Raw genomic sequence first — 18,023 nt, 5'->3', positions numbered from 1 at the left:
CTTTTTAGAGAGTTCAAAGATTTTCATGGCTGCATCAAATGCCATTTGATAAACTTTCAAGTCTTGATGATTTTTAATTGGTTCTTTTTCCATCTCCATCTACTCCTTTACTCCTCTACTCCCCTGCTCCCCTGCTCCCCTGCTCCCCTGCTCCCTGCTCCCCTGCTTTTTTCACGCTGCCAAGGAGTTTTCTGTGACGATCGCAACTTTAGATCCTAATTCTGAAACCCAGCCTGTTGAAAATGAAATCCAGATAGAAGAAATTTTGGCTAATGTGGCTTTAATCAAAGCAGTCTTTCAATCTGCTAAGGGGCCAAAGGTCGCTCAATTGCAGCAGAAGGTGAATCAAATCGAAGCTTTTATCCAAGCTTTGGCTAAAGATTCGCCCAGTGACAATAATGAAAATGTTCGAGGGGCTTTTCAACTCCAGCGAGAACAACTTGCGGCCATCGATCGGCAAATGCAGCAGACAAAAGGTCAAACTGCACTTTTGGAGGTTACAGTCACCGCCCTGCGAGATGTTCTCAACGCCGATCGCGTTTTGATTTATCGTTTTGAGGAAGATAATCGCAGTCGAGCGATCGCTGAAGCGATACAAGCGGGTAGGACATCCCTGCTCAACCAATCCCTACCGATAAATTTGTTTGTTAATAAACCCGATGTTGGCGACGGACAAAACTTGCAGGGCAACCTCACTGAAGTATTAGAATTAACTCCCCGCCAACAGCAATTTTGGCAACGCTTTCAGGTGCAAGCTAGCCTCTGCTTACCCTTGATTGTCAAACAACAGCCTTGGGGTTTTTTAGTTATTCATCATTGCCTCCAACCCCGACAATGGCAGGAAGCAGAGCGCAGTTTGCTACAACAAGTAGGAATGATGTTGACAATTAACTTGCGTTGGGCTGAAATAGTAGCTCCACCTGCTCAACAGCTGTCATCGCCTCCTCAAAAGGCTAAATCTGGCGATCGCTCTGAGTTACTAGTGCCATTTCAGCAGGTGAGCCAGTCCGTACAAGCAGGAGCAAGAATCGCCGAGCTTGCCGGCGAGCATTTAATGTCTATTCAAGATACTGTCGCTATTACTAATAAACAGCTGCAATACCTTGGTGAATTTTGCCAGCAAGCTTCTGGCTTTATTCACCTTGTGGAAGGCTTGAGTACCAAAATTCAGGTTTTGTCCTTGAATACAGCCATCGAAGCCACAAAAGCTAGCGATCGGGAACGAGGTTTGCTAGCTGCTGCCGAACAGGTGGAAATTCTTGCCCGTCAAGCCCGCGACAGCACCCTAAATATAGAGGAATGGTTCCAAGAACTCCAGGTGGCAGCAACAGACGTTGCTTCTGCTATCGAACCGTGCGATCGCCAAATCAGTGCGGGGCTGGAGTCAATCGCGCAAATCCAGGAGCAATTCAAAGCGATCGCCAACATCGCTGCTTGTAGCCTCCAAACAATATCGAAGCCATAGAATTGTCACAAACCCCCTAGAAACTGAGAGTTGTTCATGAGTACCGATTTTGTCCCCCAACCGCAGAACGACGATCGCTTCCTAGAAGAAGCGATCGATCTGTTACTGTTCTTGGAGCAGGAGTTGCCTAACTATACAAAAGACAGTAACCCTGGTACAGCTTTGGCTCTCATGGAAGCTGCTCGCTCTCTGCATTCGATTGCCATAGCAGCTGAGCTAGATGCCATTGCCATAGTTGCGGTTGCACTAGAAGAGATTTTTCAGCTTTTACATCAGTATCGGGCAACTGTCAACGCCCCGATCGCCTCCCTGTTGTCGGAAGGATTAGATTGCCTACAAATGCTATTGATGGCATTTTTAACAGCCTCGCAAATTGACGAAGTAGAAATTCTGGAGCGGATGTCTGCCATTGTTGCTCATCTACAAGCAGAGTTTGGCGATCGCCAACAAAGTGTTATCCCCCAGGAAACAAACCTTGAGACATCGATAGAGCAACCGCAAGAATATCAACCAGTTATTCAATTTGGCGATCGCTTGGCCAAGGTAGAATCTTCTGCGGAGCAAGTTATCGTTAAAGACAAGGAAAGTCTTGACAGGGAACTAATAGGTGAAACTAGCCCCCAGTCTGGCAGCCTTGTTCGCGTAGATACCGAGCAGCTTCCCATCAATGTAGGGGAACTAGCAAACGCGAAGGAGTATGACGAAGGAGATTTTCATGCTTGGTTGGGGGATTTCTCCCTGCCTACTGAAACATCCCTAGTTAAATCTGTTAGCGATCGCCATCCACTCTCTTTGCAAGAATCCATTTCTACCATTGTTGCAACAAGTATTCCAACCGGCACACCCATCAATATTAAGCATCTCGAACAACTAAGGGTGCTAGTTGCAACATTATTAACTACATATAATCAGCAAGCCTGTCAAGAAGAACAACAGCAACATACCATCGGGCGGTTGCTCCGACAAGTTAAACGATTACAACACCTGCTGGATAATCTACAGGAATGGTCAGGACGTTTAGCAGCAATTTCAGATACCCTTTCTCCTCTAGCCGCTTCTCGCTCTCAGCAATTATATAGTACTCTGCAATCTGTTTTGGCTGAAGCGTCTCAGGTGGCATCAACTGTTGATTCGCTGAATAACAATCATCATCAACTCAAACAAGAACTTATACAGCAGGAAAAGCTGCTTAACCATTCTTCCAATTTAGTCAAAACAGTTACAACTATTCCTTTAAAAGTAGCCTTAGAACCGTTGCATCGGCTTTGGTCTCAGTTACAAGCTCTACAAGATAAGTCTGCTAAACTACATTTACAAATTAGCGATATCCAAGTCAATCGGGCATTTAGCGATCGCCTCCATGCTCTCCTGTTGCATATAAGTTGCTATTTACTAGAGCAAAGTATTGAGTCTCGCCAAACACGCCAACAGCTAGGTAAAAATAGCATCGGTATTATTGAAATTCAAGTTTACCAGCAAGGAAATCAACTGATTATTGATGGCTGTGATGATGGCGCAGGAATTAACTTATCTCAAATTTATCAACAAGCTTTAGCCCAAGGACTCACCCTGACAAAACCAGGGGATATCTTACAAGAACTGGTAATTGAACCAGAGGTTTCATCTGTTTTATGCGATCGCGCTGCCTTAGAGTTAGGAGTAGAATTAACTGAAGTTTGTAAGCAATTAACAGCTATTCAGGGAAGAATAGTATTGAAGTCTAAAGCTGGATATGGTACAGCCTTCTCGCTCCAAATTCCCCTCGATCAAAAAATTGCTCAACTTATCGTCTGTCAAGCTAACTCCAGAGTCTATGCATTTATTGCCGATTCTGTAGAGCAGATTTGTCTATCCCAGTCCGAACAAATCATCCAAACTCAAGCGGGACGTATGTTATTTTTGCAGTCTTCTGGCAGATCCAGTGGCTTGCTTGGTTGCGATCGTGAGGATCTAACAACAGAAATGCTCGTCCCTATCCACTTATTGACTGATGTGCTGACTTGTCCTAACCAGCTTCCCACCTCAGTTACTACTTGCAGCACAGATACACTAAATGCTTTCAAGCAGGATAAGCCTTTATTAGTATTTAGTTACTTAGACAAACGATGTGCTTTAGAAGTAGATTGCATCATCGGCAAGCAATCCGCTGCGATCCATCCTCTGGGGGAAGCAATCCCAGTTGCTACTTATATCCAAGGAACTAGCATTCTTGCCAATGGGCAACTTAGCTTGGTTTTGGATGGTCATCTTCTCACAAAATCTCTAACTTGAACTCAATCAGCGCAGTAAACGATTTCAGTTGCACGGTGAGGATGTGGGATGGCGAGTAATTCCCTGTTCCCTGTTGGAGGCTTAGTATTCCAATGTTAAAGTTTTGAATTTTGGTGTATTATCCTCCAAGTCAGTATTTGCTTGCTGATGGATCGTGTTCTCTTCAGGAATTGTTTGACTATTTAAAATAGCAAGACGCTGCTGAATCTGATGTCGGCGTGCTTCGAGTTTCTCTAGTTCCTGCTCTAAACGCTCCTTCTCTAACATCATTTTGTAAGCATTTAAGTAAACTGTTGCTTGAGAACGTTGAGGTGGCATGGTGCTAAGTTTGGCTTGAATTTGTCTGCGGTTTGGAGTGCGATGCATAATAAATTTCTCTTTTGGTATGAAAGTATTTAGTCTAATTAGCCGTTAAAATAAACAAGTGGCTGCTGCTTGGATGCGTTCTAAAGGCTGAACTGAGCGAGGAAGCATTGGTAAGCGAACTATTGTCAAACCTGGAAAATTTGTCTCGCAGTCATCGCAATTAATGGTTGCTGTAGAAGTAAAACGGTTGAGAACAAGGTAATTCTGACTTACACCTATTTCTTGCATAGATTTGAACAAGCGTTGTTGTTCGGCAAGTACACTAGCCTGGTTAAGTGTAACCCCAATGAACTCTGCTTGTTGTGGGTCTTTTAGTACTTTTTGGGCTTTGACCACGCGCTGTCGCAAAGTTCGTAAACGCCCCATAAACTCTGTACGACCAAGGACATTCTGATACTTGATCCAGAGTTTGAAAATCCAAGCTAGCCAGTCTGCTAGTGCAGTTGGCATTTCTAGAAAACGCAGAAGATGACCTGTAGGAGCAGTGTCTAAAATAATCAAGTCTTCTTCTTGTTGCTCTAGCAATTCCATTACTGTTAACAGGGAAAGGATTTCATCAATCCCTGGTAAAGCTTGATCGACAATTTTGCGCCAGGCAACAGGAGCATAGGCCATTTCAATAGATTCGCTTGTTTGGGTTTCGCCACTCATCATTTCGGCCAGTTCCCATAGGTAATCGGCTCTGAATTGATCGACAATGCGATCGCCATCCACTTCCTGACCTCGAAGATTGGCAGTTATTTGATCTGGTTCGTGTCCTAAACTCAAACCAAAGGCATCACCCAAGGAGTGGGCTGGATCGATAGAAACCATGCGAATTTTGCGCTGGGGATGTTGTTGAGCCATAGCCCAACCAATGGCAGCTGCTACTGTGGTCTTGCCTACTCCACCCTTACCGCCAATTAGTAACAGGCGACGACCTTGGGTGAGAAAATCTCCAAAGCTAGGAGGAATTTTTTTAGGCCATTGAATTGGGAGTAGATGGATAGGAGATAGTGGTTCAAGCTGAGGAATATGGATTTGGTTGATGAGATGGCTGAGGGCTACAATTCCCAAAGGCTCCTCATCTTGCTGTGGCAGAATAAACATCGGCTTTCCGTTAGCAAGAGCCGTATACTGACCGATCAGCGGTTGTTGTTCTTGGTAACGATCTGGGTCAGTCGCACTGGCAAGGACTTGGTTGACAAATAACCCTCCGCAAGGAATCTGCATAGTTTGTAAGGCTTCTAGAAATCGTTTTGACTCCAACCAACTCATTGGTTCGGCGATCGCAACTAACAAACAAGCAGTATGGGTGGGATCTTGAAGCAGACGGCGACCTTGCGACAGTTCAGCTTTCAGGGTTTGCAAAAACTCGTCAGCGCGATCGGGTGTGTAACTTCCAGCAAAGGTCTTGCTAATAAACCGATGCTTTTCTTGAAACAGTTCAAGAGAGTCGAGGAAAGTGTCTAAAAAGTCCATCAATCCAAACAAGTTGAGAGTATGACCGCTAGGAGCCATATCTACTACTACTCGATCTACCTGCTGCTCCTGAAAAAGGCGTTGGATCTCTAACAAGCCCATCAACTCGTCCAGTCCAGGCCAATTTAAATCCCAAACTGGAAGCAAGTCTTCTCCTTCAACAAAACTACCCCGCTCCACTAACAGTTCTAACACCTGACCATAACGTTCTTTAAAATCTTGTAGCAGACGCTTTGCATCCAACGCCCTTACTACTAGATTGGGTAGTTCCGCTATGGGACGAGGAATGTCATCAACGCTAACTTGTAAGACATCTCCAAGAGAGTGAGCCGGATCGGTTGAGATTAAAAGAATTTGCTCATTGGCAAATTTATGCGCCCAACGACATGCAAAGGTGCAGGAGATTGTCGTTTTTCCGACTCCACCTTTGCCGCTAAACATAGCAAGGTGTAGGTTATCAAAAAGTTCCATCCCGTTTGTCATTTGCGGTGTTTTAGGATAAAGTTACTACATTTTTTTGAAAGTTACTTAAGTAATTTTGCTGAATAAACCTATTTAAAACCTTAATCTTTCACGGATAGGATTTACAAAACTTCTAGGGCGGCGATAGGGAAAGCTTCACAAGAGAATATGTAATTAATTTTGTTGAGGTACTTACAAAGATTAGCCGAGGTACTATAACTGAGGTAAAGATTTAGCCAGAGATGTCCAAAGGTAAGGAGATAAGATGGTTAACAGTTCTGAAGGCGATATAAATATTGGATGTAATGTCCAATGTATTTCTGAATACGACTTTTTTTCTGACAGTAATTTTGAGGATATTCATTGTCGTCCACTCAAAATAGACTCTCCCTACTTAAGACTAAAAACTTTTGAAATTAAAGATAAAGACAAATTTTTTGGTCGGGAGAAGTGGATTGCTAATCTGGGCGATCGCTTAAAAAAAGATAATGTACTCTTGCTTTTAGGAGCATCACACAGTGGCAAATCATCATTGATTCGGGCAGGTTTAATTCCTTATTTAGGATCTCAGAAAAATTCATTAATTAATATAAGTTTTCACCCAGATGAAAATCCTTTTAAATCTCTTTATCAGTGTCTTGCTTCTACTTATGGTAAAAAATCGCAAATAGCTGATATTGCTCGAAAAATTAGAGAAGATTTGCTAATTCAAATTGTCACATTCCTCAAACAAGATTATCAGTACGTTCTGATTTTTATTGACCAATTTGAAGAACTGTTTACGAAAACTCAGAAGCCGGAACGCGATAAATTTGTTGCTAGTCTCTTTCAACTGTTCCAGCAACAGGATATCTCTGTCAAAATTGTTTTAACAATGCGGTCTGATTTTCTGGATAGATTTAGTGAGTATCCCCAACTTGCGAAGATTCACGATCGCTATAGTCGTATACTCACTAGAATGAGCGATGGAGAATTAAAGTTAGCGATCGCTGAACCTGCTGCTAAAAATGGCGTTACCTTTGAACAAGGATTAGTTGAACAAATTATTCATGATTTTCACCAACAAAATGATTATTTACCACTTCTGGCATACATCTTAGATGTGCTGTGGGAAAGGGAAAATATTGCAAACCGGGTTCTGAAGACAAAGACTTATAAAGAAGTAAAAGAGCAAACGTTTGGTTATTTAAGCAAACAATCTAATGGATTTATTAATGCTAGTGTTGGATGGCACGACTGCCATTTGAAAGAAAAGCAACAAGAGATTCAAAAGTTAAACCTTGCACTGACTGAATTAAAACTGCGCGAGCAATCCGCTAGGGTTTTGAATTTACTTCCTGTTCAACCGCTAGAGGGTTTGGTGCTGGCAATTCAAACAATGGGTGAGAATTTAGAGAAATACCCAAACCACCTTCTAGCTCCTGTTTTGGGAAGCTTAAAGGAAGCAATGAACACACCCACAGAGACGAATAGCTTGCGCGGACACGAGCAAGAGGTGAATTGTGTAGCCTTTAGTCCTGATGGCAAGTTTATTGTTAGTGGCAGTAGCGATTCTACGGTGTGCTTGTGGAATATCATTGGCAATCCTACTGCTCAATTTTTGTTGGGGCACGAGCAAGAGGTGAATTGTGTAGCCTTTAGTCCTGATGGCAAGTTTATTGTTAGTGGCAGTATTGACGGAATTTTGTGTTTATGGGATCTACAAGGTAATCTCATTACTCAACCGTGGCAGGGACATGAGGAAGGAATTATTTCCGTCGCTTTTAGCTCAAATGGCGATGGCTGCGCCAACCCCTTCGGGGTACGCATTGTCAGTGTTGGTTTTGACGGAACAGTGTGTTTGTGGGATTTACAAGGTAACGCCATTACTCAACCTTGGCGCGGACATAAGGAAGGAGTTATTTCCGTCGCCTTTAGCCCAAATAGCGATGGCATTATCAGTGTTGGTTTTAACGGAACGGTATGTTTGTGGGATTTACAAGGTAACACCATCACTCAACCCTGGCACAAACATGAGTCCAAAATTATTTGCGTCGCCTTTAGCTCTGATAGCAAGTTTATTGTCAGTGGTAGCAGTGATTCTACAGTGCGGTTATGGGACATCCAAGGTAATCCCATCGGTCAACCTTGGCACGGGCATGAAGGACATATAAATTCTGTAGCGTTTAGCCCTGATGACAAGTTTATTATTAGTGGTAGCTGCGATCGCACAATACGCTTATGGAATATCAATGGCAACCCCATCACTCAACCTTGGCGTGGACATGAAGGAGAGGTTAATTCCCTAACCTTTAGCCCCGATGGCAAGCTGATTGTCAGTGGTGGCGATCGCACTGTGCGTTTGTGGGAGCTACATCAAATACTACAAGATCGGGTCATCGGGCGATCGCAGCGCAAATATGAGAATTGGGTAAATTCTGTCGTCTTTAGCCCTGATGGTCAGTGGATTGTCAGTGCTAGCAATGATTCGACGATCCGCTTGTGGGATATTCAGGGCAACCCCATTGGTCAACCTTGGCACGGACATGAAAAAGAAGTAAATTCTGTCGTCTTTAGCCCTGATGGTCAGTGGATTGTCAGTGCTAGCAATGATTCGACAATCCGCTTGTGGGATATTCAGGGCAACCCCATTGGTAGACCTTGGCGCGGGCATGAGTATTGGGTAAATTCCACAGCTTTTAGCCCTGATGGTAAGTGGATTATCAGTGGTAGTCTTGATGGAACAGTCCGCTTGTGGCAATGTGGGTGGCAAGAATGGCTGCAAGTTTGCTGTAACAGGTTACATTATCATCCCGTCTTTCAAAATCCTGAAAATGGCAGTGATATAGAAATTGCCCACCAAACTTGTCAAAAATATGTATGGAATCCACAATGCCCTAAACAGTTGAACAACCAAGGTGCAGCAAAGCTAAAAGAGAAAACTTTTTCAGCAGCTTTGGAGGACTTTAACCAAGTAGTTCAACTTAATTTCACATCGCACTGGAAACATCGCCTTGCTTGGCAATCAGTACCCACAGAGAACCAATAACTGGGCCTACTCATATCTTGCACCTGATAAAAATAAGCTAATCGGTATTTAAACTGCAACATAGCCACTATTCCCCTTATTTTTTATCTTTCGATACCACTTAATGACTAACTCACCCTGATTCAATAGCTTATCGAGTAAAGATTTCAACTCATCTACTGAATGGAATAGACGATGAGCAATGTACTCTTAAAATTCTTTCCCTGACGTGCGGTAGTTCGCTCTCCTTAAGAGCTTGCTGCAACAGAGTAACTTGTTCCGAAGTTAAAAAGTTTTTGGCTGGGGGTGGCATAGTTATTTTCAATCGGCTCTGCATTTATATTATGCAGTTTAAATGCCGATTAGCTTACTCATACCCCGTAACAGATCCCTTTTCTTGATTGAGAATGGCATTAATGATAGCGGCGTTTTGATTGAGATAAGGGGGATCAATCATTTCACGATGAGCGCCATAGGCATAATGATTGATTCTTTGCCTTTTTGTAGCTTGTGTCCAGTCATCTTCTAAATCATAGTTTTCCTCAGCACGCACGAGATGAATAGTCCCATTAATCTGTAAATTTTTGAGGTCTGAATTCCAGAGAAAATTAAAGTATTCCCAAACTTGATTGTAGGTGCGATCGCGTAACTTTTGATTATCCATAAAGTAACGTCTCAATTCCTGACGTTTGGGATTTAATAAGAAACCGTCAACACCTTCTTTAATGTCTGACATCTCAGCTTGGGTAGCTTCACGACCTCCTCGATAAGTATCTAGTAAAATCACATCAGAAACCACGCGATCGCGCCTTTCTAACTGTTGAGCTATCAACATTGTTAAAAAACCACCTGCTGAGTGTCCCATCAATTTTATATCTTGATTTGGTGTTAGTTCGTCTATCAATTCTGCATATTTTTCTAAAGTTGCTTTATTGGCAATATATCTAAAAGTGTAGATAGCATAATCTCTTAAATAATCAGCTAGCTTTGCATAAGCTGCGGCAAAACCTAATGCTGGTGGAAATATAAAAACTACTTTTTGTTTCTCTTTATTGAAAACTACATAAGGACGTTCTTTTGGTTGAATATTCATCTCTTTTGCGTAAATGATATACTCACTCAACTCCGTTATAGTAGGTTTTTCATAAATCATCGATAAAGGGATTTCAATCTCAAGCTCTTGGTAAATTAGCGCCATGAGATTCATCGCCTGTAATGAATGACCACCTAGATCAAAAAAGTTATCATTCACTCCTATTCTTAATATTTGCAGAACTTGATGCCAAATCTTGACTAAGATGCTTTCTGTTTGATTATGTGGGGCTAAATACGGTGATTCTACTAGGGATATTTCATCAGGTTTTGGCAATTTATTCTGATCTATCTTGCCATTAGGATTTAATGGAAAATCTGACAACATCACAAAAGCTGAAGGTATCATGTAACTAGGCAATTTATCTTGTAATAAACGACGCAAATTGCTAGGTGTTAATGACTGGTTTTTCCTCACTACATAAGCTACCAAGTGTTGGTTTTCAACAGTATCTTCTCGCAGGATGACGACTGTTTGTGCTACTTGGGGATGAGTCTCTAAAACCGATTCTATTTCTCCTAACTCAATACGTAAGCCTCGCAGCTTGACTTGATTATCAATGCGACCAAGATATTCAATATTTCCATCTGGTAAATAACGAGCTAAATCCCCTGTTTTATACAATTTACCATTGCCAAAAGGATTGTCAATGAATTTTTGGGCAGTTAATTCTGGTCGATTGAGATAACCTCTAGCTAAAGGAACACCCCCAATATGCAATTCTCCAGGAATACCAATGGGAACTGGTTGTAGCTGAAAATTGAGGATATAAATTTGCGTATTAGCAATGGGACGACCAATGGGAATTATCTGATAATTAGACTGTAGTGTACACTGCCAGGAAGTAGCATCAACTGCTGTTTCCGTTGGTCCATAAAAATTGTACAATTCACAATTCAACCGATTAAAAAATTCTTGAGTAAGTTGATAAGATAGTGCTTCTCCACCACAAAATACTCGCTGCAAGCAATGGCAATTTTCTAAGTTTAGTTGTTGCAGAAAAACTCGCAACATTGAGGGAACAAAATTTATTTGGGTAACTTGTTGCTGGGCAATTAAATTAATTAAGTAAGTAGTATCTTTATGACCTTCAGGTTTAGCCACTACTAAAGTAGCTCCACCTATTAAAGGCCAGAATATTTCCCAGACTGAAACATCAAAACCGAAAGGAGTGATTTGCAAAATGCGGTCGCCTGCGGTGAGTGGGTAAGCATCAATTGTCCGTAATAAATTATTGCAAATACCCCGATGAAGATTCATTACTCCCTTTGGCATACCTGTTGAGCCAGAGGTATAAATGACATAAGCCAAATTTTCTGATGTCACCTGGCTGACGGGATTTTGCTGGCTATAGTGAGCAATTATCTGCCTATCACTATCTAAACACAGCATCTCGGCTTGATTTTCTGCTAAAGAATCTACTAAGGATTGCTGGGTGAGCAATATTGACACCGCCGCATCCGAGAGCATGTAAACTAAACGGTCTGCTGGATAACTAGGGTCTAAAGGTAAATAAGCTCCTCCTGCCTTTAAAATTCCTAATACTCCTACTATCATCTCCAGGGAACGTTCTACAAATATTCCTACTAATACTTCTCGGTCTACCCCTTTTTTTTGTAAATAGTGAGCTAACTGATTAGCTCGTTCATTTAACTGTTGGTAGGTCAATTGTTGACCTTCAAATATTACTGCTACTGCTTCGGGGTGAAGTTTTACTTGTTCTTCAAATAACTGATGAATGCATTTATCTTGGGGATATGAAACGGCTGTATTATTCCATTCTGTTAGTAACTGATAACGTTCTTCAGGAGTTAATAAATTAATTTGTGACAATTGGCAATGCGGATTTTTGACTACTTCATGAATTATTTGTAAAAAATGACCGCTCATTCTGGCGATCGTCTCTTCTCGAAAAATATCTGGTTCATATTCTATGACCAATCTTAAATCCTTTGCATCTTCAAAGAAACTCCAACTCAAATCAAACTGAGCCGTTCGTGGTGCAAGTGGGTATTCTTGATGCTCTACTTTAGGAATTTTCATCACTGTTTTGCTTTCTTTACTGAGCAGTGAAAACATCACATCAAATAACGGATTTCGTGATAAATCACGTTCTAAATCGAGGGTAGATACTAATTTATCAAAAGGATAATCAGCATATTCATAAGCATCAAGACAAGTGTTGGTAATTTCTGTCAGTGCTTGTTTAAAAGTTCCCTCTTCTGGGAGCAAAGTTCTTAAAGCTAGAGTATTAACATAAAATCCCACTTGGTTTTCTAAGTCTGGATGATTGCGTCCAGAAATCGGTATACCAATTACTAAATCACGCTGTTCGGTATAACGATAGAGTAATATTTTAAATAAAGTTAGCAGAGTGATAAATAGAGTTGTATGATTCTTAGTAGCCAAACTGCATAATTGTTCACCCAGACTATGACTAAAACGATAAGTATATAAAGCTGCTTGAGAAGATTTAAATTTAGGTCGAGGAAAGTCAGTTGGTAAGTTGAGTGTGGGTAGTTGTCCGGTAAAGCGATCGCACCAATAATTATGTTGTTCTATTACTTCCTCACTTTCTAACAACTTATTTTGCCATGCAGCATAATCCTTATATTGCAATGGTAGTTGAGGTAAGGTGGCAGTTTTTTGTTGCGTATAGGCACAGTATAAGGTGACAAATTCTTGAAAAAGGATATCGAGCGATCGCGCATCACCAATAATATGATGTATAGTCAAACAAAACAAAAATTCATCGGACTTAATCTGCACTAATAAAACGCGCATCAATGACAATTTATCTAAATAAAAACGCGAGTTTTCTGACTCTTGAATCAAAATATCAGCTACTAATTCAGCATCATTTTGTTCTCTTAAATCTCTAACAACTAGTAGTTTTTCTTTAGGTACTTCCTCATGAACAATTTGCTGAATATTTCCTGCCACACTAGTAAAAGTAGTTCGCAAAATTTCGTGGCGAATAACAAGCTGTTGAAAAGCTTCTTCAAATGCCGAAATATCTAAGCCGCCATTTATTCTCATTGCCAGCCTAATATTGTAAGCGCTTGAATATTCATCTATATGGTGCAGAATCCACATCCGTCTTTGAGCATGGGATACTTCATAATATTTCTGTTGTGGTACGAGACTAATAGCGTCCCATCGTTGTAATGCGATCATTTTTCCTGCCGCGATTGAATCAAAACAGCTTGTTCTTGTAAAGTATTATGAGTAAAAATTTCTCGCAATCGTAGCGAGATACCAAAGTGGTTGCGGATCTGCGATACTAAGCGCATCGCCTTTAAACTATTCCCTCCTAGTTCAAAGAATGACTGCCGGATATCACTCACCTCTACCTCCAATAGTTCACCCCAAACTGAAGCTAATAGTGCTTCTTGTTCGCTGAAGCTAGTAAGTTGATTAGTGGATTGTGGAATATTTTCTTCTGGTTTTGGCAGTGCCAGACGATTTATTTTTCCATTTGGTAACAAAGGAAAAGATTCTAAACGCATCAAAAAAGTTGGCTGCATATAAATTGGCAACACTTGTTTGATTTTTCTTCTAATCTGTTCTTGATTTACAGTGTCATTTCCTTGATAATATGCAATAACTGTCACCAATTCTGCTTTTTTCTCTGCAAGTACCAGCGTTTTTTCTACACCATTAATAGCATAAATTGCATCTTCAATTTCTCCCAATTCAATCCGTACTCCATTCAATTTAATTTGGTTATCACTGCGTCCTATTACTTCCAAATTCAGATCCGGTAGCAGTCGTCCCAAATCTCCTGTACGATAAACTAAATCACTACCATTATTCAAAGGATTTGGCACAAAAACCAAATTAGTCAATTTTTCATCTTGGTAATAACCTTTAGTCAAATAAGGCGATTTGACAAAGATTTCACCAACTTCTCCGACAGCACAAGGACGAGTACCATCAATAATTACAAATGTAGCATCTGACAATGTTTTCCCCGCAGGAACTCTGGCATAGGTAATTTTATTCGGGTCAGTAATTCGGTAAAAATGCTTGACAAAAGTCGTTTCACTGGCTCCATAAATATTCACAAATTCTGTTTGTTGACCAAAAACTTTATGCCATTCACAAAGTTCTTTGACGAATAAAGCTTCCCCTCCCAGAACCAAAACTTGCAAATTTTTTAGTAATTGACCAGAATTGGCGAAATTACGACCAATCTTTAAAAACAGACGCATCACCGAAGGTACAGTGTGCAGTAAGTTAATCTGCCATTCTCCCAAGCGCAATAACAACCGTTCTAAATCTTCGCGGTCTGTGCTATCGGGAATATAAAGAGTTCCTCCAGAACATAAGGTGATGAGAGTTTCCCTCAAATAAGCATCAAAGTTAATTTGTGCGATTTGCAGACATCGACAGTTGTGATTAATCCCAAATTCCAGTTTTTCCCAATTAATAAAGTGACGCAAGCTACCATGACTACCAAGTATAGCTTTGGGTTCACCTGTTGAGCCAGATGTAAACATAATATAGTTAGAATCATCAGCTTCAGGGAGAAAGAGAACTTTTTCCTGATTGCTGGCGACTACAGGAAAACATTGATAATTTCTGTCATACCACTGATAGTATTGCTGAATTTTGTTGTCAGTCACTACTAATATATGAGGTGGTTTTGGTAATATTTCTAGTCTGGGTTTAACAGTATCTAAATTTTCTGCTGCTATGACTATGATGGTAGGGGATGTTTTGAATATCATGCATTGGCAACGTTCTTCTGGTTCGTCCAAACGCAGAGGTAAATAAATTCCTCCAGCTTTGAATACAGCTAGCATTGCTACCACCTGACGGTAATCTCCTTCCAGGATTACGCCACAAATACTATCTTTTTGAGTTCCTAAATCTTTGAAGATATTAGCCCAAGAGTTAGTTAATGTATCTAATTCGAGATAGCTAATTTCTCCTCCAGAAAAAACAATCGATGTTTGGTCAGGTGTGGCTTTTACTTGGTCGCTAAAGTCATGAATGACTGTCCGTTTTTCTAATCGAGGAATCGGTTGGATAAAACTTTCAATTAAAGAGGTTTCTGTTGCTGATAAAAGAGAAATATTACAGATTGGCTCGATAGGATTGACTACCATCTCGGTGAGCAATTTATCCAAATGACTCAGACATTTGTGCATCCTATCTGCTTGGAATAGGTCTGTATTGTAAATTAAATCCAATTTGATTTGGTCGTTATCCTCGATAAACACAAAAGATAGGTCAAATTTGCTCGTAGGCGTTAGTGAATCCAGGTATTTTATTTTTAATTCATCTCCTATTGCAGTTTGACCAAAGTTTTGCAGTAGCACTAAAATATCAAACAATGGTGTGCGGTTAATTTCTCTCGAAATTGCTAATTCTTCTACCAAAATATCAAATGGATAATCAGAATGCTCAAATGCTTCGGTGACGGTTTTACGAATTTTTATAAGTAAATTTTTATATCCTTGTTTTGGGTCTAGTTCGTTACGGATAACCAGTGTATTGAGAAATAAGCCGATTAAAGATTGTAGTTGCGGATGATTGCGTGTGGCAATTTCTGTACCAATAGAAATGTCATGCTGACCACTGTAGCGATACAGTAATACTTTTACTGCTGCTACCAGTCCTATAAATAAGGTGCTTTCTGTTTGTCTGCAAATCATTCGCAACCCAGAGACAATTTCTGGTTTGAATGTCCAGCTTAAATGAGAACCATTAAAAGTCTTGATAGGAGGTCGCTGAAAATCTGTGGGTAAGTGAACACGGGGTATTTGCCCATTATCCAGTTTTTGCTGCCAGTAATCTAAGTTTTTTCTATTATCCTCACTTCGCAAAATATTGGCTTGCCAAGCTGCATAATCTTTGTATTGTATAGGCAATTTATCTGGATTTGGTTGTAAGCCTTTGATAAAATAATTGTAATATTTTAAGCATTCTTTAGCTAATAAATCCATCGACCAGCCATCACAAATAATATGATGGATTTCCATGAACAAAATATATTGCTGATCTGACAATTTATAAATATTAGCCCGTAACAGAGAGCTATTTTCTAAATTGAAAGGTTCTCTCTGTTGTTGAATAATTTCTAGGATGCGGCTTTCAGCATTAGGTTCATTAATCCAATCTTGAAATTCGACATGGAAACGATCATCTTTAAGTATCTTTTGCATCGGTTCGCCGTTGACTAATACAAAGGATGTTCGTAGAGATTCATGGCGATTAATTAAAACTTGCATCGCTTTTTCAAAAGCACTAGGCTCAAAAACTCCTTCTAGTTTGATTGTAGAAACAATCTGATAAGCCGTATTGCTTAAATCCATCTGTTGCAGTACAAAGAAGCGTCTTTGTGCATGAGATGTTTGATATGTTTCTTGTTCAGCTAGACGGGGAATTATCGGGACATCAATAGGCGCACAAGCGATTAATAATTCTGCCTGTTCTGCAATTGTAGGGTGCAAGAATACTTGTTTGAGTTGAAAGGAAAGACCTAGCTTTTCTTGAATTTGGCTGACTAGAGAAATTGCTTTTAGGCTGTGTCCTCCCAAATCAAGGAAGTTATCATTGACTCCTATGTTCGAGACCTTGAGAACTTGTTGCCAAATGTTGACTAGTATGCTTTCTGTTTCATTCCGTGGGGCTAAATAGGGTGATTCTATTATGGATGCTTCATCGATTTTTGGTAATTTTTTATAGTCTATCTTACCATTAGGATTTAATGGCAGTTCTGACAGCATTACAAAAGCTGAAGGTATCATGTAAGCTGGCAGTTTCTGCTGTAGAAAACGGCGTAGTTTGCCAGGAGTTAATGACTGGTCTTCTCTCACCAGATAAGCTACCACTCGTTGATTTTCAGTAGTATCTTCTCGCAAGATGACGACTGTTTGTGCTATTTGGGGATGAGTATCTAAAATGGATTCTATTTCGCCTAACTCAATACGTAAGCCTCTCAGCTTGACTTGATTATCAATGCGACCAAGATATTGAATATTCCCATCTGGTAAATAACGAGCTAAATCCCCTGTTTTATACAATTTGCCATTACCAAAGGGATTGTCAATAAATTTTTGGGCAGTTAATTCTGGTTGGTTGAGATAACCTCTAGCTAAAGGAACACCCCCAATATGCAGTTCTCCAGGAATGCCAATAGGAAGTGGTTGTAGCTGAGAATCGAGGATATAAATTTGGGTATTAGCAATGGGGCGACCAATGGGAATTACTTGATAATTAGACTGTGGTGTACACTGCCAGAAGGTGGCGTTAATAGATGCTTCCGTCGGACCGTAAATATTATGTAATTCACAGTTCAATCGCTCAAAAAATCGTTGAGTCAGATCGTAGGAGAGTGCTTCTGCACCACAAAATACTCGTTTTAAACAACGGCAATTTTCTACATTTAGTTGTTGCAGAAAAACTCGCAACATGGAAGGAACAAAAAATATTTGGGTAATTTTTTGCTCGGATATCAAATTAATTAAATAAGCAATATCTTTATGACCTTCAGGTTTAGCCACTACTAGAGTCGCTCCAGATGTTAAAGTCGAGAAAATTTCCAAGACTGAAGCATCAAAATTAAAAGGAGCTATCTGCAGGATGCGTTGGTTCTGCTCACTGTTGGCATCGTCTGTCGTCAGTTGGTAAACATCAATCGTCTGCAATAAATTATTGCAAATACCCCGATGAAGATTCATCACTCCCTTTGGCATACCTGTTGAGCCAGAGGTATAAATGACATAAGCCAAATTTTCTGATGTCACCTGGCTGACGGGATTTTGCTGGCTATAGTGAGCAATTATCTGCCTATCACTATCTAAACACAGCATCTCGGCTTGATTTTCTGCTAAAGAATCTACTAAGGATTGCTGGGTGAGCAATATTGACACCGCCGCATCCGAGAG

General features: G+C 40.4%; 7 protein-coding genes and 1 pseudogene. 3 read left to right on the top strand and 5 right to left on the bottom strand.

Going from position 1 to position 18,023, the window contains the following annotated elements; translation table 11 throughout:
- Positions 1 to 193: 193 nt before the first annotated feature.
- Both CDG79_RS33065 and CDG79_RS33060 read left to right on the top strand, forming a co-directional pair.
- The gene (locus tag CDG79_RS33065) at positions 194 to 1,465 is read left to right on the top strand and encodes a GAF domain-containing protein (protein ID WP_094345901.1); all 1,272 of its coding nucleotides are present in this window, start codon (positions 194 to 196) and stop codon (positions 1,463 to 1,465) included.
- A 36-nt stretch (positions 1,466 to 1,501) separates the two neighbouring features.
- Positions 1,502 to 3,736, top strand: coding sequence for a chemotaxis protein CheW (locus CDG79_RS33060; RefSeq protein ID WP_094345900.1), 2,235 nt, complete (start codon positions 1,502 to 1,504; stop codon positions 3,734 to 3,736).
- 81 nt (positions 3,737 to 3,817) lie between these two features.
- Here CDG79_RS33060 and CDG79_RS33055 read toward each other — a convergent pair whose 3' ends face one another.
- Together CDG79_RS33055 and CDG79_RS33050 are read right to left on the bottom strand one after the other, a co-directional pair.
- The gene (locus tag CDG79_RS33055; protein ID WP_094345899.1) at positions 3,818 to 4,102 is read right to left on the bottom strand and encodes a hypothetical protein; all 285 of its coding nucleotides are present in this window, start codon (positions 4,100 to 4,102) and stop codon (positions 3,818 to 3,820) included.
- A 45-nt stretch (positions 4,103 to 4,147) separates the two neighbouring features.
- Complete coding sequence (locus CDG79_RS33050) at positions 4,148 to 6,046, bottom strand: ArsA family ATPase (protein WP_223278479.1); 1,899 nt, start codon at positions 6,044 to 6,046, stop codon at positions 4,148 to 4,150.
- 244 nt (positions 6,047 to 6,290) lie between these two features.
- Here CDG79_RS33050 and CDG79_RS33045 point away from each other — a divergent pair, with 244 nt between their 5' ends.
- Positions 6,291 to 9,053: an NACHT and WD repeat domain-containing protein gene (locus CDG79_RS33045; RefSeq protein WP_094345897.1), complete on the top strand. Its 2,763-nt coding sequence runs from the start codon at positions 6,291 to 6,293 to the stop codon at positions 9,051 to 9,053.
- A 48-nt stretch (positions 9,054 to 9,101) separates the two neighbouring features.
- Here CDG79_RS33045 and CDG79_RS41625 read toward each other — a convergent pair.
- The 3 genes and pseudogenes from CDG79_RS41625 to CDG79_RS33035 form a co-directional block, all read right to left on the bottom strand.
- Positions 9,102 to 9,242 (bottom strand): annotated as a pseudogene (locus CDG79_RS41625) (IS630 family transposase); the annotation flags it as partial.
- 157 nt (positions 9,243 to 9,399) lie between these two features.
- On the bottom strand, positions 9,400 to 13,302 hold the full coding sequence (locus CDG79_RS33040) for a non-ribosomal peptide synthetase (RefSeq protein WP_094345896.1): 3,903 nt from the start codon (positions 13,300 to 13,302) through the stop codon (positions 9,400 to 9,402).
- Positions 13,299 to 18,023 (bottom strand): non-ribosomal peptide synthetase (locus CDG79_RS33035; protein WP_094345895.1); only part of this gene is annotated, 4,725 nt, incomplete at its 5' end. The genes CDG79_RS33035 and CDG79_RS33040, both read right to left, overlap by 4 nt.

The sequence above is a fragment of the Nostoc sp. 'Peltigera membranacea cyanobiont' 232 genome, assembly GCF_002245985.1.
GTDB lineage: Bacteria > Cyanobacteriota > Cyanobacteriia > Cyanobacteriales > Nostocaceae > Nostoc.
Note: the sequence above shows the minus strand (reverse complement) of the source record. Positions and strands in the feature narration are given on the sequence as shown.